This is a genomic window from Desulfovibrio sp., from assembly GCF_009712225.1.
Lineage (GTDB): Bacteria > Desulfobacterota > Desulfovibrionia > Desulfovibrionales > Desulfovibrionaceae > Desulfovibrio.
Genome location: NZ_WASP01000003.1, coordinates 268,023 through 292,036, shown reverse-complemented (window position 1 = coordinate 292,036; position 24,014 = coordinate 268,023). Strand labels below are relative to the sequence as shown.

The 24,014-nt window shown below is 57.0% G+C and carries 36 protein-coding genes; 32 read left to right on the top strand and 4 right to left on the bottom strand.

Annotation, left to right across the window (positions count from 1 at the left end; translation table 11 throughout):
- Nucleotides 1-44: 44 nt before the first annotated feature.
- A complete protein-coding gene (locus tag F8N36_RS02425) occupies nt 45-368 on the top strand; it encodes a multidrug efflux SMR transporter (RefSeq protein WP_291331145.1) in 324 nt (107 codons plus the stop codon).
- Between the two features lie 207 nt (nt 369-575).
- Here the strand turns inward: F8N36_RS02425 and secA are convergent, their stop codons facing one another.
- Both secA and F8N36_RS02415 read right to left on the bottom strand, forming a co-directional pair.
- Entirely contained in the window at nt 576-3,158 is a 2,583-nt protein-coding gene (gene secA, locus F8N36_RS02420; protein ID WP_291331144.1) for a preprotein translocase subunit SecA, read from the bottom strand.
- 233 nt (nt 3,159-3,391) lie between these two features.
- Nucleotides 3,392-4,762 carry a response regulator gene (locus F8N36_RS02415; protein WP_291331143.1) on the bottom strand — a complete coding sequence of 457 codons (1,371 nt, stop codon included), beginning with the start codon at nt 4,760-4,762 and terminating at the stop codon, nt 3,392-3,394.
- A 767-nt stretch (nt 4,763-5,529) separates the two neighbouring features.
- On the opposite strand from F8N36_RS02415, the gene rpsJ reads away from it, so the two are divergent.
- The 29 genes from rpsJ (at nt 5,530) to rplQ (ending at nt 20,132) form a co-directional block, all read left to right on the top strand.
- Nucleotides 5,530-5,847: a 30S ribosomal protein S10 gene (rpsJ, locus tag F8N36_RS02410; RefSeq protein WP_006008400.1), complete on the top strand. Its 318-nt coding sequence runs from the start codon at nt 5,530-5,532 to the stop codon at nt 5,845-5,847.
- 12 nt (nt 5,848-5,859) lie between these two features.
- On the top strand, nt 5,860-6,489 hold the full coding sequence (rplC, locus tag F8N36_RS02405) for a 50S ribosomal protein L3 (RefSeq protein WP_291331142.1): 630 nt from the start codon (nt 5,860-5,862) through the stop codon (nt 6,487-6,489).
- Nucleotides 6,490-6,500: 11 nt separating this feature from the next.
- The gene (gene rplD, locus F8N36_RS02400; protein ID WP_291331141.1) at nt 6,501-7,133 is read left to right on the top strand and encodes a 50S ribosomal protein L4; all 633 of its coding nucleotides are present in this window, start codon (nt 6,501-6,503) and stop codon (nt 7,131-7,133) included.
- A 1-nt stretch (nt 7,134) separates the two neighbouring features.
- The gene (gene rplW, locus F8N36_RS02395; RefSeq protein WP_291331140.1) at nt 7,135-7,425 is read left to right on the top strand and encodes a 50S ribosomal protein L23; all 291 of its coding nucleotides are present in this window, start codon (nt 7,135-7,137) and stop codon (nt 7,423-7,425) included.
- 2 nt (nt 7,426-7,427) lie between these two features.
- Nucleotides 7,428-8,276 carry a 50S ribosomal protein L2 gene (rplB, locus tag F8N36_RS02390; protein WP_240824104.1) on the top strand — a complete coding sequence of 283 codons (849 nt, stop codon included), beginning with the start codon at nt 7,428-7,430 and terminating at the stop codon, nt 8,274-8,276.
- Between the two features lie 9 nt (nt 8,277-8,285).
- Nucleotides 8,286-8,570, top strand: a complete 285-nt coding sequence (gene rpsS / locus F8N36_RS02385) for a 30S ribosomal protein S19 (protein WP_291331139.1) — start codon at nt 8,286-8,288, stop codon at nt 8,568-8,570.
- A 9-nt stretch (nt 8,571-8,579) separates the two neighbouring features.
- Entirely contained in the window at nt 8,580-8,918 is a 339-nt protein-coding gene (rplV, locus tag F8N36_RS02380; RefSeq protein ID WP_136399271.1) for a 50S ribosomal protein L22, read from the top strand.
- A 3-nt stretch (nt 8,919-8,921) separates the two neighbouring features.
- The gene (rpsC, locus tag F8N36_RS02375; protein ID WP_291331138.1) at nt 8,922-9,563 is read left to right on the top strand and encodes a 30S ribosomal protein S3; all 642 of its coding nucleotides are present in this window, start codon (nt 8,922-8,924) and stop codon (nt 9,561-9,563) included.
- On the top strand, nt 9,563-9,976 hold the full coding sequence (gene rplP / locus F8N36_RS02370) for a 50S ribosomal protein L16 (RefSeq protein ID WP_291331137.1): 414 nt from the start codon (nt 9,563-9,565) through the stop codon (nt 9,974-9,976). The genes rpsC and rplP overlap by 1 nt, the downstream gene beginning before the upstream one ends.
- On the top strand, nt 9,977-10,207 hold the full coding sequence (gene rpmC / locus F8N36_RS02365) for a 50S ribosomal protein L29 (protein ID WP_291331136.1): 231 nt from the start codon (nt 9,977-9,979) through the stop codon (nt 10,205-10,207).
- Nucleotides 10,208-10,209: 2 nt separating this feature from the next.
- Nucleotides 10,210-10,473, top strand: a complete 264-nt coding sequence (gene rpsQ / locus F8N36_RS02360; protein ID WP_012624303.1) for a 30S ribosomal protein S17 — start codon at nt 10,210-10,212, stop codon at nt 10,471-10,473.
- A gap of 9 nt (nt 10,474-10,482) precedes the next feature.
- A complete protein-coding gene (gene rplN, locus F8N36_RS02355) occupies nt 10,483-10,851 on the top strand; it encodes a 50S ribosomal protein L14 (protein WP_022658157.1) in 369 nt (122 codons plus the stop codon).
- Between the two features lie 9 nt (nt 10,852-10,860).
- Entirely contained in the window at nt 10,861-11,193 is a 333-nt protein-coding gene (gene rplX, locus F8N36_RS02350; protein WP_022658158.1) for a 50S ribosomal protein L24, read from the top strand.
- Between the two features lie 9 nt (nt 11,194-11,202).
- Entirely contained in the window at nt 11,203-11,742 is a 540-nt protein-coding gene (gene rplE / locus F8N36_RS02345) for a 50S ribosomal protein L5 (protein ID WP_291331135.1), read from the top strand.
- A 10-nt stretch (nt 11,743-11,752) separates the two neighbouring features.
- A complete protein-coding gene (locus tag F8N36_RS02340) occupies nt 11,753-11,938 on the top strand; it encodes a type Z 30S ribosomal protein S14 (RefSeq protein WP_012624307.1) in 186 nt (61 codons plus the stop codon).
- 102 nt (nt 11,939-12,040) lie between these two features.
- Nucleotides 12,041-12,421, top strand: a complete 381-nt coding sequence (rpsH, locus tag F8N36_RS02335; protein ID WP_291331134.1) for a 30S ribosomal protein S8 — start codon at nt 12,041-12,043, stop codon at nt 12,419-12,421.
- 10 nt (nt 12,422-12,431) lie between these two features.
- On the top strand, nt 12,432-12,971 hold the full coding sequence (rplF, locus tag F8N36_RS02330) for a 50S ribosomal protein L6 (RefSeq protein WP_291331133.1): 540 nt from the start codon (nt 12,432-12,434) through the stop codon (nt 12,969-12,971).
- 11 nt (nt 12,972-12,982) lie between these two features.
- On the top strand, nt 12,983-13,342 hold the full coding sequence (rplR, locus tag F8N36_RS02325; RefSeq protein ID WP_291331132.1) for a 50S ribosomal protein L18: 360 nt from the start codon (nt 12,983-12,985) through the stop codon (nt 13,340-13,342).
- A 1-nt stretch (nt 13,343) separates the two neighbouring features.
- On the top strand, nt 13,344-13,856 hold the full coding sequence (rpsE, locus tag F8N36_RS02320; protein WP_291331131.1) for a 30S ribosomal protein S5: 513 nt from the start codon (nt 13,344-13,346) through the stop codon (nt 13,854-13,856).
- Nucleotides 13,857-13,858: 2 nt separating this feature from the next.
- A complete protein-coding gene (gene rpmD, locus F8N36_RS02315) occupies nt 13,859-14,035 on the top strand; it encodes a 50S ribosomal protein L30 (RefSeq protein ID WP_291331130.1) in 177 nt (58 codons plus the stop codon).
- Nucleotides 14,036-14,052: 17 nt separating this feature from the next.
- Nucleotides 14,053-14,517, top strand: a complete 465-nt coding sequence (rplO, locus tag F8N36_RS02310; protein ID WP_291331129.1) for a 50S ribosomal protein L15 — start codon at nt 14,053-14,055, stop codon at nt 14,515-14,517.
- A gap of 121 nt (nt 14,518-14,638) precedes the next feature.
- Nucleotides 14,639-15,952: a preprotein translocase subunit SecY gene (gene secY, locus F8N36_RS02305; protein WP_291331128.1), complete on the top strand. Its 1,314-nt coding sequence runs from the start codon at nt 14,639-14,641 to the stop codon at nt 15,950-15,952.
- Nucleotides 15,953-16,015: 63 nt separating this feature from the next.
- Nucleotides 16,016-16,810 carry a type I methionyl aminopeptidase gene (gene map, locus F8N36_RS02300; RefSeq protein ID WP_291331127.1) on the top strand — a complete coding sequence of 265 codons (795 nt, stop codon included), beginning with the start codon at nt 16,016-16,018 and terminating at the stop codon, nt 16,808-16,810.
- 137 nt (nt 16,811-16,947) lie between these two features.
- The gene (gene rpmJ, locus F8N36_RS02295) at nt 16,948-17,061 is read left to right on the top strand and encodes a 50S ribosomal protein L36 (RefSeq protein WP_005027799.1); all 114 of its coding nucleotides are present in this window, start codon (nt 16,948-16,950) and stop codon (nt 17,059-17,061) included.
- A 15-nt stretch (nt 17,062-17,076) separates the two neighbouring features.
- Nucleotides 17,077-17,445, top strand: coding sequence for a 30S ribosomal protein S13 (gene rpsM, locus F8N36_RS02290; protein ID WP_291331126.1), 369 nt, complete (start codon nt 17,077-17,079; stop codon nt 17,443-17,445).
- A gap of 122 nt (nt 17,446-17,567) precedes the next feature.
- Nucleotides 17,568-17,957, top strand: coding sequence for a 30S ribosomal protein S11 (rpsK, locus tag F8N36_RS02285; RefSeq protein ID WP_136399285.1), 390 nt, complete (start codon nt 17,568-17,570; stop codon nt 17,955-17,957).
- Nucleotides 17,958-18,004: 47 nt separating this feature from the next.
- Entirely contained in the window at nt 18,005-18,631 is a 627-nt protein-coding gene (gene rpsD / locus F8N36_RS02280) for a 30S ribosomal protein S4 (RefSeq protein ID WP_291331125.1), read from the top strand.
- A 12-nt stretch (nt 18,632-18,643) separates the two neighbouring features.
- Nucleotides 18,644-19,687, top strand: coding sequence for a DNA-directed RNA polymerase subunit alpha (locus tag F8N36_RS02275; protein WP_291331124.1), 1,044 nt, complete (start codon nt 18,644-18,646; stop codon nt 19,685-19,687).
- Nucleotides 19,677-20,132, top strand: coding sequence for a 50S ribosomal protein L17 (gene rplQ, locus F8N36_RS02270; RefSeq protein ID WP_291331123.1), 456 nt, complete (start codon nt 19,677-19,679; stop codon nt 20,130-20,132). Before F8N36_RS02275 ends, rplQ begins: the two co-directional genes overlap by 11 nt.
- Before the next feature lie 602 nt (nt 20,133-20,734).
- Here the strand turns inward: rplQ and F8N36_RS02265 are convergent.
- Both F8N36_RS02265 and F8N36_RS02260 read right to left on the bottom strand, forming a co-directional pair.
- Nucleotides 20,735-21,277, bottom strand: coding sequence for a lysozyme inhibitor LprI family protein (locus F8N36_RS02265; protein WP_291331122.1), 543 nt, complete (start codon nt 21,275-21,277; stop codon nt 20,735-20,737).
- Nucleotides 21,278-21,347: 70 nt separating this feature from the next.
- Nucleotides 21,348-22,037, bottom strand: a complete 690-nt coding sequence (locus F8N36_RS02260) for a helix-turn-helix transcriptional regulator (protein ID WP_291331121.1) — start codon at nt 22,035-22,037, stop codon at nt 21,348-21,350.
- Nucleotides 22,038-22,241: 204 nt separating this feature from the next.
- Between F8N36_RS02260 and umuD the strand changes: the two genes are divergently transcribed.
- A complete protein-coding gene (umuD, locus tag F8N36_RS02255) occupies nt 22,242-22,688 on the top strand; it encodes a translesion error-prone DNA polymerase V autoproteolytic subunit (RefSeq protein ID WP_291331120.1) in 447 nt (148 codons plus the stop codon).
- Nucleotides 22,669-23,997, top strand: a complete 1,329-nt coding sequence (locus F8N36_RS02250) for a Y-family DNA polymerase (RefSeq protein WP_291331119.1) — start codon at nt 22,669-22,671, stop codon at nt 23,995-23,997. Before umuD ends, F8N36_RS02250 begins: the two co-directional genes overlap by 20 nt.
- The last annotated feature ends 17 nt before the right edge of the window (nt 23,998-24,014 follow it).

Genomic DNA, 24,014 nt, shown 5'->3' with positions numbered 1-24,014 from the left:
AGGCCGTGCCTTTTTATCCGAGCCCACACAAAGGAGTATTGGATATGGCATGGTTTGCATTGTGTTTCGCCGTAGTTACCGAAATCCTGTGGGCGCTCAGCCTCAAGTGGGCTTCTTCGCTGGGCAACTGGCAGGCTGCGGCGGTGCCCATCGTGCTGAGTTTCGTCAATATGGGACTGCTGGCACTTGCCATGCGCGGGCTTCCGGCGGGTATGACCTATGCCCTCTGGACGGGCGCTGGCACTGTGGGCGTGGTTCTGGGAGGGGCGCTGTTTTTCGGCGACAAGGTTTCGCTGCCCCAGCTGTTTTTTATCGCGCTGATCATTATCGGCAGCGTTGGAACAAAGTTTTTTTCATCGCAGGCATAATGCAGCGCAGACTACGCCAGTAAAAATGGCGGGCCAATGTGCGGCAAGCCGCACCTGTTTCAAACGCAAAAAGGCGGGGTTAACCCCCGCCTTTTTGCGTTTGAAGAGTCCGTATTCATCCTGTAAAGGCGGAACATGCGGCATGCGCCAGATGCAGCAGGAGCGCCCGTCAAAGGTGCTCCTGCATTTATACTCTGTTGTTGGCCGCTAGCTTTCGCGCCCGCAGCATTTTTTGTATTTCTTGCCGCTGCCGCAGGGGCAAAGGTCGTTGCGGCCAATGCGCGGGCCAGCCTTGGCGGGCTTTTGGGCATCTTCACTGATACTGCCGCCGCTGGAGTATGACAGGGGGGAGTTGCTTTCCTTGTGGCGGTATTCGCGGGCAAGGGGCGTGCCCTTGGGTTCTTCAACCGGGGCGGCCTGTTCAACGGGCTGCTGTTCTTCTTCGGCGATGGGCTCAATGCGGACGCGTACGCGCGTGAGCGCGCGAAATACGCTTTCGCGAATCTGGAACAGCATGGCCTGGAACATTTCAAAGCCTTCACGCTTGTATTCCAGCTTGGGATCGCGCTGGCCATAGCCACGCAGGCCTATGCCGTCACGCAGCGAGTCCATGTTGCGCAGGTGTTCCTTCCAGCAGCGGTCCAGTTCTTCCAGCAAAAAGTAGCGCAGAATGTCGGCATAGGTGGGGCCGGTTTCGGTCCTGAGTTGGTCGAGAATGTCACGGACAATGCTTTGCGTTTTTTCACGTTCAGGCAGCGCCGCATCTTCGTCAAGCACGCGGTCAAGATTGAACACGTCGCGCAGGCGGGCCATGGCGGCTGCCTGGGCGGCTTCAAGATCATCGGCTGAAACATTGTCGAGCGGGCCGTACACATCGTCCAGCACGTCACTCATGAATTCCTGCAAAACGGGCTCAAGGTCCTCTTCCACCATGAGCTCGCGGCGCAGGGTGTAGATGACCTCGCGCTGCTGGTTCATGACGTTGTCGTAGTCGAGCAGGGTTTTGCGTATTTCAAAGTGGTGGGCTTCAACGCGCTTTTGGGCGCCTTCGACCGCGCGGGTAACCATTGCGTTTTCAATGGCTTCGCCATCGCGCAGGCCCAGCTTTTCCATCAGCCCCTTGATACGGTCTGAACCAAAAAGCCGCATGAGGTCGTCTTCAAGCGAAAGGTAGAAGCGCGAGGAGCCGGGGTCGCCCTGACGGCCAGAGCGGCCGCGCAGCTGATTGTCGATACGGCGGCTTTCATGCCGCTCTGTGCCGAGAATATGCAGACCGCCAAGATCAACCACGCCTTCGCCCAGCATGATGTCCGTACCACGGCCAGCCATGTTGGTGGCAATGGTTACGCGGCCTCTCTGACCGGCCAGGGCAACGATTTCGGCTTCCTTCTCGTGCTGTTTGGCGTTGAGCACGCTGTGGGGGATGCCAAGTTTTGCCAGCCGGTGCGAGAGCATTTCGGACGTTTCGATGGAGATGGTGCCCACAAGCACGGGCTGCTCTTTTTGGTGCAGCTCGGCAATGGCCTCCACAATGGCGTCGAATTTTTCCTGCCGCGAGCGGTAGATAAGGTCGGGGTAATCCTTGCGGACCATGGGTTTGTTGGGCGGAATGGAAAGGACATCAAGGTTGTAAATCTGGTGGAATTCAACTGCTTCAGTGTCGGCCGTACCGGTCATGCCCGAAAGCTTGTCGTACAGGCGAAAGTAGTTCTGGAAGGTGATGGAGGCCAGAGTCTGGTTTTCGGCGGCGATGGTGACGTGTTCCTTGGCTTCCAGCGCCTGATGCAGGCCGTCTGAATAGCGGCGGCCAGCCATGAGGCGGCCAGTGAATTCGTCAACAATGATAACCTGGTCTTCCTGCACGATGTAGTCGACGTCACGCTTGAAAATAAGGTGCGCCTTGAGCGACTGCATCACGTGATGCTGTGCGGTGATGTTGGCAGGGTCAAACAGGTTGTCAACCTTGAGCAGTTCTTCGCAGCGGGCCACGCCTTCGTCGGTGAGCATGGCGGTGCGGGCCTTTTCATCCACCTGATAGTGTTCGGGTGTAAGCTGGCGAACAATGTCGTCCACCGCGCGGTACATGCCCACAGATTCGTCGGAAGCGCCAGAAATGATCAGCGGGGTTCTGGCTTCGTCGATGAGGATGGAGTCCACTTCGTCAACAATGGCAAAGTTGTGGGGGCGCTGCACCAGCTGGCTGGCGTAAAACTTCATGTTATCGCGCAGGTAGTCAAAGCCGAATTCGTTGTTTGTGCCGTAGGTGATGTCCTTGGCGTATTCGACCTTGCGCTCCTCGTCGTCCAGCCCGTGCACGATCACACCGGTGCTCAGGCCAAGAAATTCGTAAAGCTGGCCCATCCAGCCAGCATCGCGCTTGGCCAGATAGTCGTTGACGGTCACAACGTGCACGCCCTTGCCAGACAGAGCATTGAGCACCACTGGCAGGGTTGCGACGAGGGTTTTACCTTCACCGGTTTTCATTTCGGCAATCTTGCCCTTGTGCAGCACCATGCCGCCTATGAGCTGAACATCATAGTGGCGCATGCCAAGCTTGCGAAACGATGCTTCGCGCACCAGGGCAAAAACTTCGGGCAGCAGTGCGTCGAGATCGCGCACGCCGTCCTGCACTTCCTGACGGTACTGGGCAATGCGAACGGAAAAGTCCGCATCTTCCAGCTGCTGCATCTCGGGCTCAAGAGCGTTGATGCGCTGCACCAGAGGGCGAAGTTTTCGCAGGTAGCGGTCGTTGGTGCTGCCGAAGATTTTTTTGAAAAGAAAACCGAACATGAACTCTCCTTATCACACGAGGGCCAGTCGCTTACGCTGCGGCAAAGCTCATGAGGCCTGATGCAGCGGGATATGCGGATTGCGTGGCGCTATGCCCCCAAAGGGCAAAGCACCGCATCTGTTGAAAATAAGACACAATATTGAGGTTGGCAATGTTGCGCGGCAGAATTATTATTTGTTTTACTGTCTTTGTCGATGGCTAAAGACCGAAACCCCTGCCTGCCAGCGGGGATCTATGCCTTGACCTGCGCGCGCTGCAGGCCCTGCTGGGCGATTTTCATGCCGGGTTTCAGGGCAAGAGCCTGCTGGAAAAACTGGGTAGCCCGGTCGCGGTCGCCCGACTGCAGAAATACTGCGCCAAAGTTGCAGGCTATGGAGGCATTGGTCTTGACCATTTCGGGTTCGAGATCCATGGCCTTTACCAGATTGGCCTTGGCCTGAAGAAAATCTGCACCCTCGGCAAAGGCCATTCCTACATTATAATAGAGCGTGGGGTCGTCGGGTGCGATTTTTATGGCGCGCTTGTATTCGGTAATGGCGTCCTGCCAGCGTCCCTGCCTGCGCAGGCTGATTCCCAGCTGGTTAAAGAGCGACAGGTCGCTGCGACCAAGGCGCTTGCCCTTGGCTTCCAGGCTGCTGCGCAGAAATTTCTCAGCCATTTCAGGAGCCCGTTCGCCATAGATTCCGGCAATACGGCTCGACAGGGCACTGAGGCCATCGGCGGCCTCGCGGTTCATCTGCACCACTGCCTTTTCAAAAAAAGCCTCGGCTTTTTCCATGTCGCCATTGGCAAAGTGGGCTTCGCCAAGGCTGACCTTGCGGTTAACGTTGAGGGGCGAGAGAGAGTCGAGCTTCTCAAGGTAGCGCACCTGCTGGGGAACGTCGCCGATTTCTTCGTACATTTCAGCCAGCCGCTGCAGGGGGGCCAGATACAGATCGGCGGACTTGGCCGCGGATTCATACGAGAGCCGGGCCTTGTCATACTGCTGGGTGGCGCGAAAAACATCGCCCATCACCAGAAATGCGGCAGCACTGCCGGGCTTGAGGCTCAGCACCTTTTGGCAGGCTGTAAGCGCCATATCGTATTTTTTCATGGCAAAGAGCTTTTTTGCCATATCGATGATCTGCCCCAGTTTACTTTGCGGCTTGAGGGTAAAGGCCATTTTTTCAATCAGCGTGTTGGCCGACACGGGCTTTGCAATAAAGTTATCCGCCCCCACTTCGTGCAGCAGCATGAGCCGGTCACGCTGCACATCGCTGGTGAGTACAATGATTTTTAGCGCGGTAAAGGCCTGCTTGATCTGGCTTACCAGAAAGCTGAGGTCACGGCCGCCAATGCTGCGCTCAATAAAGATAAGGGGGGCTGGGTGACGCGCCAGAATGTCGCGCAGCTCGCGCAGCATCATGCGGGGGTCAGCCAGAGATGTGAAGATGCTCTGGGCGGTAAGGCCCATTTCTTTGGCAAGAGTCAGCCGCAGCTGGGTGCAGAAGGCCTGGTCGTCGCTGACCACAAGGATATGGCCACTCTCTTTAGTAATGTATGTAATAACAGTGTCTTGGTACGAATTCAGCTTGGCACGATTTGTTGTATCAACTGTGGACATTGAAACTCCTGAAGGAATGCGCGGAGCTGTATATAAAAATAATCTTTCGCAAGTTGTTTCATCTCGCTTAAAAACAACCTGGCATAATACAGTCGCGCGGTGCATTTGTAGGGTTGCACTGACTATACGTCAAGAGGCAAGAGTTTCCTGTTCTGCGTGACGCGTGCTGACCATACAAAAATAATGTGAAAATGTCTTGACGTTCGAGGGTAACTTGGATAGAAAAAATCTCCGCGTGACAAAGAGTGTTTCTTTTCCGCGTTCCCTGGACGGCAGGGAAGGGTGGGTTGAGCTCACCCTGATGCACCGTAAACGGATGAAATTCATGGCCGTTTAAGGTTTTGACATGTGCAGGCGTTACCGAATGCCGGACAATGTCGAGCCGTTCCAGCCCAAGGACGGACCCCACCGCAGCCACTGGCAGTGTGTGACCCGGGGCTGTAAGGTAGGGGGATAGCCCCCATTTGGTGACCCTGCGGGACCGCTTCGCTACCTGTTTTCTATAGGTAGCTTAGCCTGGGCGACGCTGGGGAGCATCACGCGGATGATGCAGGCGTCTTCAGGCGTCCAATCTTCCGAATTCTTCCTGAAATTTCAGGCGTGATGCGCGCATTAGCGCAACCCCTTACGTTGCTCCGTTTTTCCGTTCCTTGCCAGGGTGAGGTCGGCCTTCGGGCCATGCTTCATGGCCCGCGTATGCTGTGAAGGAGCCCGCGCTCGTAGCCCAAAGGGCCGCGCGGGATGTTTTTGCAAACGGAGTAGGCACAATGACGACAGTTAGCAGCGATCGCATTCGGATCAAGCTCAAAGCCTACGATTACCGCATTCTGGATAAAGCCGTTGCGGAAATCGTGGATACGGCGCGCAATACCGGTGCCGGCGTGGCGGGGCCAATCCCCCTGCCCACCAACATTCACAAGTACACCATTCAGCGTTCCGTGCATGTGGACAAAAAGTCCCGTGAGCAGTTTGAAATGCGCATCCACAAGCGGCTCATGGATATCCTGGAACCCACGCAGCAGACCGTCGACGCGCTGGGCAAGCTTTCGCTGCCCGCCGGTGTGGACGTGGAAATCAAGCTCTAGCGAGAGGCAGTCATGGCTGAGAAAATGGGAATTTTGGGTCGCAAACTTGGTATGACCCGCATATTTGACGGCGCTGGCGCAGCCGTGCCCGTCACGGTGATTGAGGCCGGTCCGTGCCCCGTCACCCAGGTCAAAACTGCAGATACTGACGGCTACAACGCCGTACAGATCGCGATGACCCCCGCTAAGGAAAAGCACACCCCCAAGGCTCTGCAGGGGCATTTTGCCAAGGCAGGCAAGGGGCTTTTCCGTCACCTGCGCGAAATCCGCCTGACGGGCGCGCCGGAGCAGGAACTGGGCCAGGAACTGACCGTTGAAATTTTCGCCGCTGGCGAAAAGGTCAAGATCACAGGCACCAGCATGGGTAAGGGCTATCAGGGCCGCATGCGTCGCTGGAACTTCGCAGGTTCCAAAGATACCCACGGCTGCGAAAAGGTGCACCGCAACAATGGTTCCATTGGTAACAACACCTTTCCTGGCCACGTGTTCAAGGGTCGGAAAATGGCGGGCCATTGGGGCAATGAAACCGTTACGGAAATGGGCCTGACCATCGTTGACGTGCGTCCCGAAGACAACGTCATCCTGGTTAAAGGTTCCGTGCCCGGCCCCAAGAACGGGCTGGTGCTGATCCGCAAGCAGTAGAGGAAGCAGCAATGGCTACCGTTAAAGTATATGACCAGAACAAGCAGGAAAGCGGTGAAGTTACGCTGGCTTCCGACGTGTTCGAAATCGAGGTGAGGCCCGAAATCCTCAACCTCGTGGCGCGCGCCCAGATGGCGGCCAAACGCGCCGGAACGCATATGGCAAAGACCCGTGCGCTGGTTTCCGGCGGCGGCGTCAAGCCCTGGAAGCAGAAGGGCACGGGCCGTGCTCGCTCTGGCTCCAACCGTTCGCCCATTTGGCGCGGTGGTGCCATCATCTTCGGACCCAGCCCCCGTGACTACAGCTTCAAGGTTAACAGCAAGGTGCGCGCCCTGGCCATGAAGATGGCCCTGTCGAGCCGCCTGGCTGCCGAAACCCTGATGGTGGTTAAGGGCATTGAACTGCCCGAAGCCAAGACCAAGCATTTCGCCAAGGTTGCCGACACGTTGGGTCTCTCGAAGGCTCTCATCGTGGCACCCGCCGAAGATTGCGCGCTGACTCGTTCCGCCCGCAACATTCCGGGTCTCACCCTGACCACGGTCGATCGCCTTAGCGTGCTTGAAATCCTCAAGCACAAGCAGCTTGTGTTGCTTGAAGGCGCTATCGAACCTGTTCAGGCTCGTTTCGCGAAGAAGGGGGCGTAAGATGGAAACTACTTCTGTTCTGCTCAAGCCCCTGCTGACCGAAAAAACGACCTTGATCAAGGACGAAGCCCAGCAGGTGGCCTTTATGGTCCACACACAGGCCAACAAGCTTGAAATCAAGCAGGCTGTGGAAAAGGCTTTTGACGTTAAAGTGGAAGCGGTCAACGTTGTGCGCCGCGCCCCTATGAACAGGGAGCGCCAGGGTCGCGTTGTAGGCCGTAAGCCCGGCTGGAAGAAAGCGTATGTTACGCTGCGCCAGGGCGATAAAATTGAGTTCTTCGAGGGAGTGTAATCATGGCTGTCCGCAAGCTGAAACCGACCTCCGCGGGGCGTCGCTTCCAGACGGTTTCCGACTTTGAGGAAATCACCCGGACGCGCCCTGAGAAGTCGCTCACTGAAGGCCTTACCAAAAAGGCCGGCCGCAACAATCTGGGTCGCGTTACCAGCCGTCGTCGTGGCGGCGGTGTAAAGCGTCTGTACCGCATCATCGACTTCAAGCGCGACAAGACCGGCATTGAAGCCACTGTTGCGCACATTGAATACGATCCTAACCGTACCGCCCGTATCGCGCTTCTGCACTATTCGGACGGCGAAAAGCGCTACATCCTCGCTCCGGTTGGTCTGAAGCAGGGTGACAAGATCATGTCCGGCATCAACGAGCGCAATGGCGTCGTGGCCGACATCAAGCCCGGTAATGCCCTTCAGATGGCCCGCATCCCCGTGGGTACTGTTGTGCACAATATCGAGCTGTACCCCGGTAAGGGCGGTCAGATGTGCCGCGCCGCCGGTACCTACGCCCAGCTGGTCGCCAAAGAAGGCAACTACGCCCTGCTGCGTCTGCCCTCGGGCGAAGTGCGCAAGGTGCTTGCCACCTGCGTGGCCACTGTGGGTCAGGTGGGCAACGTGCATCACGAAACCATCTCTCTGGGCAAAGCTGGCCGCAATCGTTGGCTGGGTCGTCGTCCCAAGGTTCGCGGCGTTGCCATGAACCCCATCGACCACCCCCTGGGCGGTGGCGAAGGCAGAAGCTCTGGTGGCCGTCATCCTGTGTCGCCTTGGGGTATGCCTGCTAAGGGTTACAAGACCCGCGACAAGAAGAAGGCCTCTTCCCGGCTGATTATCAAACGCCGCGGCCAGAAGTAGGAGTAGCTCATGCCGAGATCGTTGAAAAAAGGGCCGTTTGTTGACGCCCATGTATTGAAGAAGGTCGACAGCGCCGTGGCCAGCAATGACCGCCGCGTGCTCAAGACCTGGTCGCGCCGCTCGACCATCCTGCCCGAAATGGTGGGACTGACCTTTGCGGTGCACAATGGCAAAAAGTTCGTGCCGGTGTTCGTTACCGAAAACATGGTTGGCCACAAGCTGGGCGAATTCTCGCCCACGCGTACCTTCCATGGGCATGCCGCCGACAAAAAGGCCAAGGCCGGCAAGAAGTAGGGTAGGCATATGGAATCTAAAGCTATTGCAAAATTCCAGCGCGTTTCTCCGCGCAAGACCCGTCTTGTGGCCAAGAACGTGCAGGGTATGGGAGTGGAGGAGGCTATGAACCTTCTGCGCTTCACGCCCAACAAGCCCGCTGGCGTGCTTTTCGGCGTGCTCAAGAGCGCGTTGGCCAATGCCTCGCAGCTGGGCGGCGTTGATGTGGATGCCATGGTGGTGAAAGAAATCGTGGTCAACGAAGGTCCCACCTGGAAGCGCTTCATGCCCCGGGCTCAGGGCCGGGCGACCAAGATTCACAAGCGCACCAGCCACATCACCGTTATACTCGCAGAAGGGCAGGAATAGGCTATGGGTCAGAAAGTACATCCGTTCGGGTTCCGGCTTGGGTACAACAAGAATTGGCAGTCCCGCTGGTTCAGCAAGAAGGAATACCCTGCCTTTGTCTATGAAGACAGCAAAATCCGCGCGTTCGTGAAGAAGCTCCTGTTCCATGCGGGCGTTTCCAAAATCGAAATCGAACGTGCCGGCGGCAAGGTACGGCTTATCCTTTCCACCGCTCGCCCCGGTATTGTTATCGGCCGCAAGGGTGTGGAAATCGAAAAGCTTCGCAACGACCTTCGTCAGAAGTTCGGCCGCGAGTTCTCTCTTGAAGTGAACGAAATCCGTCGCCCCGAAGTGGACGCCCAGCTGGTGGCCGAAAACATCGCCCAGCAGCTTGAGCGCCGCGTGGCCTTCCGGCGCGCCATGAAGCGTACCGTGTCCATGGCCCGTAAGTTCGGCGGCGAAGGCATCAAGGTAACCTGCGCTGGCCGTCTGGCTGGTGCAGAAATCGCCCGTACCGAATGGTACCGCGATGGCCGCGTGCCCTTGCAGACCCTGCGTGCCGACATCGACTACGGCTTTGCCGAAGCGCGCACCACCTACGGCATCATCGGTGTCAAGGTGTGGATCTATAAGGGTGAAATCCTTGACAAAGAGGTTGATCAGTAATGCTTGCGCCCAAAAGAGTTAAATTCCGCAAGTGGCAGAAAGGCCGCCTGCGTGGCCTGGCCACCCGCGGCGCCACCATTGCCTTTGGCGATATCGGTCTCAAGACCGTGCAGCATGGCCAGCTTTCCAGCCAGCAGATCGAAGCGGCTCGTATTGCCATGATGCGTCATATCAAGCGTGGCGGCAAAGTGTGGATCCGCGTGTTCCCCGACCGCCCCGTTACCGCCAAGCCTCTGGAAACCCGTCAGGGTTCCGGTAAGGGCGCTCCGGTGGGTTGGTGCGCTCCGGTCAAGCCCGGCCGCGTGCTGTATGAAATCAAGGGCGTGAGCCTCGAGCTCGCCCGTGAGGCGCTGACCCGCGCCGCTCACAAGCTGCCCGTTAAGACCATCATTGTGGTGAGGGAGGGCATCTAAATGGCTGCCAAGAAAAAGAACGAAACCGCCGCCCGGCCCGCCGCACAGGATCTGCGCTCCATGAGCGTTGAAGAACTGCGTACGGCTCTCACCGAGCAGCGCCAGGAACTGATGGGTGCCCGCTTCAAGCATGCCGCTGCGCAGCTTGAAAAGACTTCCGAACTGAAAGTCATGCGTAAGCAGGTGGCGCGCATCGAGACCGTATTGAACGAAAAGGAACAGAGGGCCTGAACATGCAAGCTCTGGAAGATCGCAAGGGCAGAACGCTGACCGGCATCGTGGTGAGCGACAAGAACGACAAGACCATTGTCGTGCGCGTCGAGACCCTGGTCAAGCATCCTCTGCTTAAGAAGTATGTGAGGCGCCGCAAGAAGTTCACGGCTCATGATCCTATGAACGAATGCGGTATGGGCGACAAGGTTAAAATTGTGGAGTTCCGTCCGCTTTCGCGCAACAAGCGCTGGCATCTGGTCTCCATCATTGAAAAAGCCGTGTAGGGTAGTACCATGATCCAGGTAGAATCGACGCTTCAGGTGGCCGATAATTCCGGCGCCAAAAAGGTTGCCTGCATCAAGGTGCTGGGCGGTTCACACCGCCGCTACGCCTCGGTGGGCGACATCATTGTGGTTTCCGTCAAGGAAGCCATGCCCCACAGCAAGGTTAAGAAGGGCGACGTTATGAAGGCTGTTATCGTGCGCACCGCCAAAGAAGTGCGTCGCATGGACGGCAGCTACATCAAGTTCGACGGCAACGCCGCCGTGCTGCTCTCCAACCAGGGTGAGCCGGTGGGTACGCGTATCTTCGGCCCCGTGGCACGTGAGCTTCGCGCCCAGAACTTTATGAAAATTATTTCGCTGGCCCCGGAAGTGCTGTAGGAGACCGTCATGAAAATGTATCGCATCCGCAAGGACGACAAGGTGATGGTAATCGCCGGCAAGGACGCGGGCAAAATCGGCAAGGTGCTGAAGATCCTGCGCAAGAAGGATCGCGTGCTTGTGGAAAAGACCAACATGGTCAAACGCCACATGCGTCCCAACCCCTATGCCCAGCAGCCTGGCGGTATCGTGGAAAAGGAAATGCCTATCCACGTTTCCAACCTCATGGTTGTCTGCTCTGCCTGCGGCAAGGCCACTCGAGTGGGTTACAAGACCATCGAGTCCGAGGGCAAGGAAAAGAAAGTGCGCTTCTGCAAAAAGTGCAACGAAGTCATGGAATAAGGTGATACGATGACACGCCTTGAAAAGATATATAGAGAGAAGGTGGTTCCGGTACTGCAGAAGGAGTTTAACTACTCCTCTTCCATGCAACTGCCCGGCATCGAAAAGATCTCTCTGAACATCGGCCTTGGCGCCGCCAGCTCGAACAACAAGCTGATGGAAGAAGCCATGGCGGAACTTACCGCCATTGCGGGCCAGAAAGCCGTTGTTACTCGGGCTAAGAAGTCCATTGCCGCGTTCAAGTTGCGCGAAGGCATGCCCATTGGTGTGCGCGTAACCCTGCGCAAAGAGCGTATGTGGGACTTTTTGGACAAGCTCATGAACTTTGCCTTGCCCCGAGTGCGTGACTTCCGCGGCATTCCTGACCGCGGTTTCGATGGGCGCGGCAATTTCACCCTGGGCATCAAGGAACACACCATCTTCCCCGAATTGGAAGCTGACCGTGTTGAAAACCCCAAGGGCATGAATATCACCATCGTCACCACGGCGGCCACGGACAAGGAAGGCAAGTTCCTTCTCGACCAGCTTGGCATGCCGTTCCGCAAGTAGGAGTTAAGCCATGTCCCGTACTTCTCTGGAAGTAAAGGCCAAGCGCAAGCCCAAGTTCAGCGCCCGCGCCTACAATCGCTGCCCGCTTTGTGGTCGCCCCAGGGCTTTCCTGCGCCAGTTCGGCATCTGCCGTATCTGTTTCCGCAACATGGCCCTTCGTGGTGAACTGCCCGGCGTGCGCAAGTCGAGCTGGTAATATTTCCGGGCGTGCAAACGCCCGGATGGTGCGCCCTGCGCACCAGCGGGAAGTGACGGCATAGGGCCGTCAACCCCGCCCCCAAACTCTCAGGAGCATTCGATGTTGACAGATCCCATTGCGGATATGCTCACCCGCATCCGCAACGCGCATTTGGCCCTGCACAAGGAAGTAAATGTGCCGAGCTCGAAGATGAAGGAATCTTTAGCCGCCATCCTCAAGCAGGAAGGTTACGTCGAAGACGTGGCCGTGGCCGAAAAAAACATTGTCATTACTCTTAAGTACCAGAAGGGTAAGCCCGTCATCAGCGGGTTGAAGCGTGTGAGCACCCCCGGTCGCCGGGTTTACGTTGGCGCGCACAATATCCCCAGGGTGCAGAACGGCCTCGGCATCTGCATTTTGTCCACGTCCAGCGGTGTGCTGGACGGCATGACTGCCCATGATAAGAAGGTGGGCGGCGAACTTCTGTGCGAAATCTGGTAGGCGGTGCACCATGTCGAGAATAGGTAGACTGCCCGTTGCCGTTCCCAATGGCGTTGAAGTCAAGATTGGAACGGATGTTGTGGAAGTTAAAGGGCCCAAGGGCTCGCTGAGCACCCCTGTCTGCTCCCTGCTCACTTACGAACAGGCTGATGGCAATGTAACCCTCAGCCGTATTGAAGATAACCGCCAGAGCCGTTCGCAGCATGGTTTGCGTCGCACCCTTCTTGCTAACTGCATTGAAGGCGTGACCAAGGGCTTTTCAAAGGGCCTTGAAGTTATCGGCGTTGGTTACCGTGTGGCGGTCAAGGGCAACATTATCGAGCTTTCCGTGGGCTATTCCCACCCTGTGCTCGTTGAACTGCCCGACGGCATCAAGGCCACGGTTGAAGGTCAGGTTCTGACCATCGCCGGCATCGACAAGGAACTTGTGGGCGAAATGGCCGCCAAGATTCGCCGCATCCGTAAGCCCGAGCCCTACAAGGGCAAGGGTATCAAGTACGTTACCGAGACTATCCGCCGCAAGGTTGGTAAGTCCGGCGGCAAGAAGTAGGGGGGCGCGTCATGAAATACAGCAAGAACGAATCCCGGCAGCGCCGCAAGATCCGTATCCGCAAGAAAGTCAACGGCACCTTCGCGCGTCCGCGTCTGGTTGTGTTCAGGTCCAACCTGCACATCTACGCCCAGATCATCAACGATCTGGATGGCGTAACTCTGGCTGCCGCCTCTACCCTTTCGCTTTCCAAGACCGAAGCCGGCCTGCACTGCAACAAGAGCGGCGCCGAAATGGTGGGCAAGGAAATTGCCCGGATGGCCAAGGAGAAGAATATCAGTCAGGTGGTATTCGATCGCAACGGGTATATTTATCACGGTCGCGTCAAGGCCGTAGCCGACGGCGCCCGCGAAGGCGGCTTGGAGTTCTAATATGCGTCAGGAAAATACTGAAACTCAGCAGAACGAGTTGGGCGAAATCGAAAAGATCGTTTCCCTCAACCGCGTGGCCAAGGTCGTCAAGGGCGGTCGCCGTTTCAGCTTCAGCGCCCTCGTTGTAGTGGGCGATGGCAAGGGCGGCGTGGGCTTCGGTCTGGGCAAAGCCCAGGAAGTGCCCGAAGCTCTTCGCAAGGCAACTGAACGCGCTCGCAAGAACCGTGTTCAGGTGGCCCTGCTCGAAGGCACCCTTCCTTATGAAGTGCTCGGTCGTTTCGGCGCCGGTCGCGTCATGTTGAAGCCCGCCTCTGAAGGTACCGGTATCATCGCCGGTGGTGCAGTGCGCGCTGTCATGGAAGCCGTGGGCATCCGCGACGTCCTCGCCAAGGCCATCGGTACCAACAACCCGCACAACGTGCTTCGCGCCACCATGCAGGGCCTCGTTTCCCTGCGCAGCGCCGAAGATGTTTCGGCCCTGCGCGGTAAGAAGCTGGAAGCTCCGAGGAAGTAACCATGGCAGAAATCAAGGTAAAACTCGTGCGTTCGCGCATCGGCTCCACGCCCGCGCAGCGCAAGCTGCTGGACTCCCTTGGCCTCAAGCGCCGCGAGATGGTCAAGACGTTCAAGGATACCCCGGCCATTCGGGGCATTATCGCCAAAGTTCCGCATATGGTCGCCGTTGTCGACTAACGGCCAAAGGATATACCATGCAACTGCACAATCTGTTTCCTTTTCCGGAAGAGCGTAAGACCCGCCGTCGCGTGGGCCGTGGCTCTGGCTCCGGTCTGGGCTGCACTGCGGGCAAGGGCCACAAAGGGCAGAACGCTCGCGCCGGTGGCGGTGTCCGCCCTGGCTTCGAAGGCGGCCAGATGCCCCTGCAACGCCGTCTGCCCAAGCACGGTTTCAAAAATGCCCCCTTCAAGGTTACCTACGACGTGATCAATCTTGACGCGCTCGTTTCTGCCTTCCCGGGCAAGACCACCATCACCCTTGACGACATCTATGCCCGCGGCCTCGTCCGCATGGGCGCCCCCGTGAAAATTCTTTCGCGTGGTGATGTTTCGAGCGCCCTGTCGGTGGAAGCTCACAAGTTCAGCCAGGCTGCTGCGGAAAAGATCCGCAATGCCGGTGGTAACGTTACTGAGCTGGAAGCGGTTTCTGCCGCTGAATAATTCTGGTGGCCGCGCGCAAGCGCGGCCTCACGGCTTTCACTGGCGTCATTGCCCGCCTTGCGGCGGGCAATGACGTTGCGCACATACTGCGCCACAGGCGCACAAACGCAACGAGTGTTTCATGGCAGTAGGATCGGCAAACAATATGGCGGGCCAGGCTTCGTTGTCCAAACGCATTGGCTGGACCCTCCTGATTTTGTGCTGCTACCGCATTGGCGTTCACGTACCCATTCCGGGTGTTGACGCTTCTGCGCTGGCGTCGTTTTTTCAAAGCATGTCCGGCACGCTTTTCAGCCTGTTTGACATGTTTTCCGGCGGCGGCCTGTCCAACGTCTCGGTGTTCGCTCTGGGCGTCATGCCTTACATTTCGGCAAGCATTATCATCCAGCTTTTGCAGGTGGTCAGCCCCGACATCAAGCGCATGGCCAAGGAAGAAGGGCAGGCGGGTCGACGCAAGATCACGCAGTACACCCGTTACCTCACCGTGCTCATTACCCTCGTTCAGGGTCTTGGCATAGCGGTGGGGCTTGAAAATATGACCAGCCCTGGCGGCGCTCCGGTTGTTCTTGCACCCGGCTGGCATTTCCGCCTTGTTACCATGGCCACCTTTACGGCAGGCTCTGTGCTGGTTATGTGGCTTGGCGAGCAGATCACGGAGCGCGGTATCGGCAACGGTATTTCGCTGATTATCTTCTGCGGTATTGTGGTGGGTATTCCCCGCGGCATCATCCAGTCTGTTGCTCTTATTCAGGCTGGCGACATGAGCATTTTCATGGCGGTTGTCATCGTGGTTCTCATGGCTGCGGTTACGGTTGCCATTGTGTTCGTTGAACGTTCGCAGCGCAGAATTCCCATCAGCTATGCCAAACGTCAGGTTGGGCGCAAGATGTACGGCGGTCAGAATTCGCACCTGCCTTTGCGTCTGAACACCGCTGGCGTTATTCCGCCTATTTTTGCATCTTCTCTGCTGCTGTTTCCTGCGACCATTGGTCAGTTTTCGACCAATCACTACGTGAAGCAGGCAGCTGATTTCTTCTCGCCGCACGGCGTTGCCTACAACGTGCTGTATGTGGCCTTGATGTTCTTCTTCTGTTATTTTTATACCGCCATCATTTTTGATCCCAAGGATATGGCCGAAAATCTGAAGAAGAACGGTGGGTTTATCCCGGGCATTCGCCCTGGCGAAAAGACCCAGGAATATGTTGATACGGTGCTTTCGCGGCTGACCCTTTCGGGGGCCACCTATATTTCAGTGGTGTGCCTGCTGCCCATGCTGCTCATCAGCAATTTCAACGTGCCTTTCTACTTTGGTGGCACGAGCTTGCTGATCCTTGTGGGTGTGGCCATGGACTTCATGAATCAGGTGGAGTCGCACATGATCTCCAGCCAGTATCAGGGCCTTATGGCCAAGGCGCGTAAGAGCGGCAGGCTCTAGAAAACCTGGGTAGGCTGCAAGGCTTACCCTGCGGTTTTCACAAGCGCGGATGGTGATTGTATAATGAAAAAATATCACGGCGCATTCATCAAGAATGAAAGGGAAGTGGCCAGCCTGCGGGAAGCAAACCGCATGGTTGCCAACATACTGGATGCCGTGGGCGACATGGTGGCACCTGGCTTGCCTACCATGCGTCTTGAAGAGCTGGCGCGCGACATGTGCGCCGACTACAAGGTAAAACCGGCGTTTCTAGGTTACTGCGGTTACCCCTTCGCCCTGTGCTGCTCGGTAAACGAGCAGGTGGTTCACGGTTTCCCTTCTGCGCGGCTGCTTAAAGAAGGCGACATCGTCAGCGTTGACATGGGCGTTGTGTATGAAGGTTTTGTGGGCGACGCCGCTCGCACCTTTCCTGTCGGCAAGGTGAGCGACGAGGCCCGCAAGCTCATGAAGGTGACCGAAGAAAGCCTGTACGTCGGAATAGAGCAGGCCAGAGCCGGCAATGATGTTTATGACATCGGTGCGGCTGTGCAAGATTATGTTGAGGCAGCCGGTTTCAACGTGGTTCGCCGTTTTGTGGGCCATGGCGTGGGTGCGAAAATGCACGAAAAGCCCGAAGTGCCCAACTTCAGGCCTGGAATGCGCGGTTTGACCTTGCAAAACGGCATGGTCATAGCCATCGAACCCATGGTTACCGTGGGCACGTATGAAGTGGACATTCTGGACGACCAGTGGACCGCCGTTACTCGCGACGGTTTGTGGGCCGCCCACTTTGAACACAGCGTTGCCATCACCCCAAACGGACCCCAGATTCTCAGCATTTCGGATCGTGGTTTGAACCGGCATACAATTGAAGGTTGACATCAGCGTTAAAGCTGGATAAAGATTTCCGTTCCCGCCCTCAATTTCGAGGGCTGCGGCCTGTTGTTCTTCGTGGCGAAGCCGCAAGCCGGATCTTTATTTGGTCAATGCAATGGTTTCTTATTGGAGATTGAGGTATGAAAGTAAGACCTTCCGTCAAGAAAATATGCCCCAAGTGTAAGGTTATCCGGCGCAAGGGAGTGCTTCGAGTTATCTGCGAAAACCCCCGGCACAAGCAGCGCCAGGGCTAGGGCAGGAGACGAATTGTGGCGAGAATAGCAGGTGTTGATTTGCCTCGCGGCAAACGGGTGGACATTGCGCTCACCTACATTTATGGCATTGGCCGTACCACGGCCATGAAAATTCTGGACACCACCGGCGTTAACTGGGAGCGTAGCATCGACGACCTCTCCGCTGACGAAGTGAACGAGATCCGTAAGGAACTCGAGCAGAACTACAAGGTGGAAGGCGACCTGCGTCGCGAAGTTTCCAGCAACATTAAGCGCCTTATGGACATTGGTTGTTTCCGTGGCCTGCGCCATCGTCGCGGTTTGCCCGTGCACGGTCAGCGTACCCACACCAATGCCCGCACCCGTAAGGGACCCCGCCGCGGCGCCGTAGGCAAGAAGAAGTAGCGGTGCGGCTGCGCTTGTCGCAGTTTGTAAAGCGGATGCAGCAATAGTGCTGCCGTGAGGACGAACGGATTTATCCGCTAAGAGCGGATATAGATCTGACAAGCTCCATTTAGAGGTTAGTTATGGCCAGACCCAAGAAAGTGGTCAAGAAAAAGGAAAAAAAGAACGTGCCGGTGGGCATTGCCCACATCCAGGCATCGTTCAATAATACCATCATCACCTTTACGGATACGCGCGGCAATGCTGTCTCCTGGGCCTCCTCAGGCCAGAGCGGCTTTAAGGGTTCGCGTAAGTCCACCCCCTTTGCTGCGCAGGTTGCCGCTGAAACGGCTGCCCGCAAGGCTCAGGACAACGGCATGCGTACCGTGGGCATCTACGTTAAGGGCCCCGGTTCCGGTCGTGAAGCCGCCATGCGCGCTATTTCGGCAATCGGCTTCAAGGTGGCGTTCATCCGCGACGTTACGCCCATTCCGCACAATGGCTGCCGGCCGCCCAAGCGCCGCCGCGTCTAGTTTGCGCCTTGCGTAAACCGCGCCAAAACCGTAAGAGGTAAAGATAGATGGCCAAATATACTGAAGCCAAGTGCCGCATGTGCCGTCGCGAAGGCTGCAAGCTTTTTCTGAAGGGCGACCGCTGCTTCACTGACAAGTGCGCATATGACCGTCGTCCCTATGCTCCCGGCCAGCATGGCCGCGCGCGCAAGAAGGTCAGCGAATACGCAGTTCAGCTGCGTGAGAAGCAGAAGACCCGTCGCGCTTACGGCATTCTCGAACGCCAGTTCCATGGCTACTTCGAGAAGGCCGAAATGCAGAAGGGTGTTACCGGTACCAACCTGCTCGTTATTCTTGAACGCCGCCTCGACAACGTGGTGTACCGCCTCGGCTTTGCCAATTCGCGCAACCAGGCTCGCCAGCTCGTTCGTCATGGCATTTTCACCCTCAACGGACACAAGGTGAACATTCCTTCCTTGCAGGTTCGTGTGGGTGACTGCATTGAAGTGCCTGAAAAGAACCGCAAGATTCCTGTGCTTGCTGAAGCCCAGGAAGTTATTGCCCGTCGTGGCTGCCCTGCCTGGCTTGAGGCTGATGGCGCCGCTTTCAAAGGCTCTGTCAAGGCGCTGCCGCAGCGTGACGATATCCAGTTCCCCGTCAACGAGCAGCTGATTGTCGAACTTTACTCGAAATAAGCGGGGGTTCGCATGCTTATAAAACAGGGCGAACGCCTTATAAATGCACGCAACTGGTCAGAGCTTGTAAAGCCCGATCAGATCATGCGCGAAGAAGAAACCGCCAGCATCACTCACGGCAAGTTTATCTGTGAGCCGCTGGAACGGGGCTACGGCACCACCATTGGTAACGCCATGCGCCGGGTTCTTTTGTCGTCCCTTCAGGGTGCGGCCTTCGTATCGGTGAAGATCATCGGCGTGCAGCATGAATTCACCACGGTTCATGGCGTTCTTGAAGACATCACCGATGTCATCCTGAACATCAAGCAGGTTCGCCTGCGCATGGACACCGATGAACCGCAACGCATCACCTTGCGTGTTGACCAGAAGGGCCCGGTGACAGCCGGTAACATTCAGGGCAACCAGCATGTGGAAGTTCTCAACCCTGACCAGCACATCGCAACCCTCACCGAGGACGTTGTGCTTGAAATGGAATTTGAGGCCCGCATGGGCAAGGGCTATGTGCCTGCGGATATGCATGAGGGGTTGACCGACGAAATCGGCATCATCAAGCTGGATTCCAGCTTCTCCCCCGTGCGCAAGGTAGCCTACACCGTGGAGCAGGCGCGCGTTGGCCAGATGACCAACTATGACCGCCTGCTGCTGGAAGTGTGGACCGACGGCTCCCTCACACCCGAGGACGCCATTGCCTACAGTGCCAAGATTATCAAGGACCAGATTTCTGTTTTCATCAACTTTGATGAACGCGTTTCTGGCGATATGCGGCACGGCAGTGGTGAGAGCGGCGAAATTAACGAGCATCTGTACAAGAGCATTGACGATCTTGAATTGTCGGTGCGCGCTACCAACTGCCTGAGGGGCGCCAACATCGCTCTTGTGGGCGAACTGGTGCAGCGTTCTGAGGCAGAAATGCTCAAGACCAAGAATTTCGGTCGCAAGTCGTTGGACGAAATCAAGGGTGTTCTTGTGGACATGGGCCTTGACTTCGGCATGAAGGTCGATTCCTTCGACAAGAAATATCAGGAATGGAAAAGGAAGCAGCAAAATGAGGCATAGCAATTCCGGCAGGAAACTCTCGCGTACGCCTGCGCACCGTAAGGCCCTGTTGAATAATCTCGCTAAGGCCCTGCTGATCCACGGCAAAATCCGCACCACGGAAATCAAGGCCAAGGAGCTGCGCCGGGTGGTGGAACCCCTGATCACCCTTGCCAAGCGCAACGACCTGCACGCCCGGCGTCAGGCTTACCGTGTGTTGAACGATCACGCTCTGGTTAAGCGCCTTTTTGACGAGATCGGACCTGTTTTCGCTGGCGTTCCCGGCGGCTACACCCGTATCCTTAAGCTGGCCATGCCCCGCAAGGGCGACAACGCCCCCATGGCCATTATTGAGCTTTCTCGCGCTCTTGATGCAGCTCCCGCCACGGAAGCTGCCGCTGAAGAAGCGCCTGCCAAGCCCAAGCGCACCCGCAAGCCCAAGGCTGAAGAAACCACCGAAGCGTAATTGCTTTACTGGTTTGGATTATAACGACAATGGGGCGCAATGCGCCCCATTGTCGTTTTTTGCGTTTTTGTTCCCGCACATTCTTATAACGCATATGGTGTTTAAGCCCCCCTGCGCAGTTCTCCCCCCCCCAAGAAAAAAATGCCGTCAGTCTTCCCGCCCAATGAGATTATTTGTTGCCACCTGGTAATGTCTTTGGTTTGAGGCAACAAACTCATACCACATCAATCAGCTCCTGGTGCAGCTAACACCATTCCATGTTTGCTCCCCTCCGTGTGGCTTGCGGGCATGCCTCTGCCATGCGCGCACATCCATTCGCATGTTTGTTGGCTTTAGCGGATGATACCGGGGTGTGTCCTGGCAGAATCGTTGGTGCTCTCATAACCAACGAGATGTTTCATGCTCCAAGTACAGCGCTCTTGCGAAGGTTGTGTCTCAATTACAAAATGCATCCTGGAGGCAATCAGATCGATAGATGTGTTCCGCCAAAGAGATATTGGCGCAAATCGAGATGTGCGCATCGCAGGTAATAAAAAAGCAGCACCTCGAGAGGTGCTGCTGGAAATCGAACTATATGCGTTCTTGTGTGGTCTGTAGCAGGGCTAGGGATCAACGTTTTCAAGCATACCGTCAACCCAGTGGGTCATGCGGGCTGTTTGCTCCAGATACCACAGTGAGGCCATAAGCGGTGAAAGAGTGCCGCCGTCAGGGTCATACATGGCAAGAGATCCGCTTTTGCGCAGGATATCCCAGGCGCTCAAGGCTTCGTTGAAGGCCTTGAGCCGTTCCGGGTTCAGGCCAGCCGCAACCTTGGTGCGCTGTGCGGCCAGACGGGTTTCAAGACGCTGTTGTTCTGCGGCCATGCAGTCCTGCATGGTGGTGGTTGTTCCCGCAGCTTCATCCATGCAGGCCTGATAGGTCTGGCTGAAAAGGCTGTCGGCCACAGGCGCTGGTTCCTGCTGCTCCGTTGTATTTGGGGCAGAAGCCTCTACCGGTGGTTGTGCTGTAACTGCCTGTTGGGCGGGCTGCTGTGCGGCCGCCTGCGCGGCAAAAGCCTGATTGGTAATCAGCAGCCCTGCGCACAAAACGCAGGCAGCAGCCAGATTGCCCATTGATGCAGCTAAGGAACGACGAATACGCGACATCCCTGACTCCTTGCAAATATGTCTGATATTCTGAAAGTGTACGCCCCCGCTACGTTGGGCGCAAGCATTCTTACCTGTATTCCCTTCCAGACCACAGTACCCGACCAATGACCCTAAACTGGTCGGCGCAATCACCGCGCAGGTCGAGGCTTACCGGCGGGTAGGCCGGGTTGACGCTGTGCAGGATTATTTTGCCCGGCAGCTTGTCTATGCGCTTTATATAGATGGCATCTTCAAAACCAACGGCATACAGGCGGCCAGGGCTGATCTCTGTCTGCCCCCGATCGAGCAGCACCAGATCGTTGTCAAAAATCTCTGGTACCATGCTGTCGCCAGAGACTCGCATAAGCACCATGCGCCGGGGGTTACCCTTGCGACGCAGAAAATCGCCCCGGAAGGCGTAGCTGCCCTGACTGTGGCTGTTTACTTCCAGGCTTCCCGTGCCAGCCGAAAGCCTGGCCTCGGCCAGCGGAATACTGATAAGGTCGGCCTCGCAATCTGCCTGAATACTGGGCAGCTCGCCGTCCGCCGCCTCCGGCAGGCGCATGGGACCGCAGCCAAAAAACAGCCAGTGGGCGTTTACGCCAGTCTGCGCAGCGCAGGTCTGGATCCAGGCGGGGGGCACTTCGCCCCTTTTACGGGCTCCGCTCACAGATTGGGGAGTAATACCCAGCGATCTGGCAAGCTCCGCATCGCTCACTACTTCAAGAGCCTGCATAAGTCGCTGTAATATATCTTTAAAATCAGCTTTTTCCGGCATGGCGTTTCTCGCTTCGCACGCAAGAAGGTGGTTACGCGCACGTTTTTGGCGGGGTTGATTCAATTTTTTTCTTCAATGTATCAATCACAGGCGTTGCTTGCAAGGGTAAAATAAGCTAAAAGTTGATTGTTGCATGCTTGTGTGGCATGCGTGAAATATATCAGCCACCTGCGCCAGGTGCATATCCCGTTTTAAGGAGGCGGTATGGCATTCATTTCGTCTTCACTGGAGCTGGTCAGTGCCTGTGCGGCAATTCCGCAGGGCCGCGCGGGTCTGCCCCTGTACCTTGCCCCGGTTGAAGCTGGCTTTCCCTCACCCGCCGAGGACTGCCTTGACCGCAGGCTTGACCTGCACCAGTACCTTGTGCGTAACGAGGCGGCCACGTTTTTTTTGCGTGCGCACGGTGAATCGATGATTGGTGCTGGCATCCACGACGGCGATCTGCTGATCGTTGATCGTTCCATTGATGCTGGCCACCGCAAGGTGGTCATTGCCGCCCTTGAGAGTGAGCTCACAGTAAAAAGATTGTTGCGCCGCGAGGGACGTGTGCTGCTCGCGCCAGAAAACCCCCAGTTTGAGCCCATAGACATCACGGAAAGCGAATTTGTACACATCTGGGGCGTGGTGACCTATGTTGTCCACAAACTCTGAATCGCCCGCATCGCTCTGGGCGCTTGTTGACTGCAACAATTTTTATGCTTCGTGCGAAAAACTGTTCCGGCCTGATCTGGTCGGCCGCCCGGTGGTAGTGCTGTCAAACAACGACGGCTGCATAGTTGCCCGGTCGGCAGAGGCCAAGGCTCTGGGCATTCCTATGGGCGCGCCCGAATTCAAGCTGCGGTCCCAGCTGCGAGAGCTGAATGTGGCGGTTTTTTCGTCCAACTACGCTCTGTACGGCGATATCTCGGCGCGCGTAACGGGCATTCTCGAGCAATGTTGCCCGCAGGTAGAGCCCTATTCCATCGACGAATCGTTCATGCGGCTCGATGCCCCCCAACGGGCTAATCTGCCGGAATTTTGCCGCGAGGTACGCCAGCGTGTGCAGCGCTGGACGGGGATTACCGTATCTGTAGGGGTGGGGACTACGCGTACCCTGGCCAAGGTTGCCACCCATGTGGCCAAGAAGCATCCAGCTTACGAGGGTGTTTTTTCCCTTGTGCGCCCTGTGGCTGCCGTAGACCACGTATTGGAACGCACACCCGTGGAAGACGTTTGGGGCGTAGGGCGGCGGCAGGCCCGGCGTCTGTGGGCCGAAGGCATACGCACAGCCCTGCACATGAAAAAGGCGGACGATATTCTGCTGCGCCGCCTGCTCACGGTTACTGGCTGGCGCACGGCTCTTGAGCTGCGTGGCATCCCCTGTCTTGGCAATGAAACCGCACCTGTTGCCCGCAAAACCCTTATGTCTACACGGTCATTTGCCCGCCGCATTCTCGACAAGGACATGCTGGCACAGGCTCTGTCTACCTTTGCAGTACGCGCAGCCATGCGTCTGCGCCGTGAGGGGCTGGTGGCCAGCGGTCTGGCTGTGCACATCCGCACTGCACGCCCCGGACAGGCGGCCGCCAGTGAGCGCCTTTATGACCAGACAACCCAGTGTTCGCTACCCGTGCCCACAGCAGACAGCCAGCAGTTCATCAATGCCGCACTGAGCGGCCTTGAGCGCATATTTGTGCCCGGCTTTGCCTATGCCAAGGCCGGTGTGATGCTTTATGGACTGGAGCGGGCCGACGCAATGCAAGGCAGTCTTCTGGCTCTGGCTGCGGGCAACGACACCAGCGGCGACGACCGCCGCCAGCGCCTTATGCGTTCGCTGGACGATATCAACGGCAGGTTTGGCCGCGATACGGTCATCTTTGGCGCGCAGGGCATGGGCCACGCCCCGTGGCATATGCGGCAGGAACACCGTTCGCCTCGTGTGACCACCTGCTGGGACGAACTGCCGCTGGCGCGCTGCTGATTTACTCCATGTGGGTG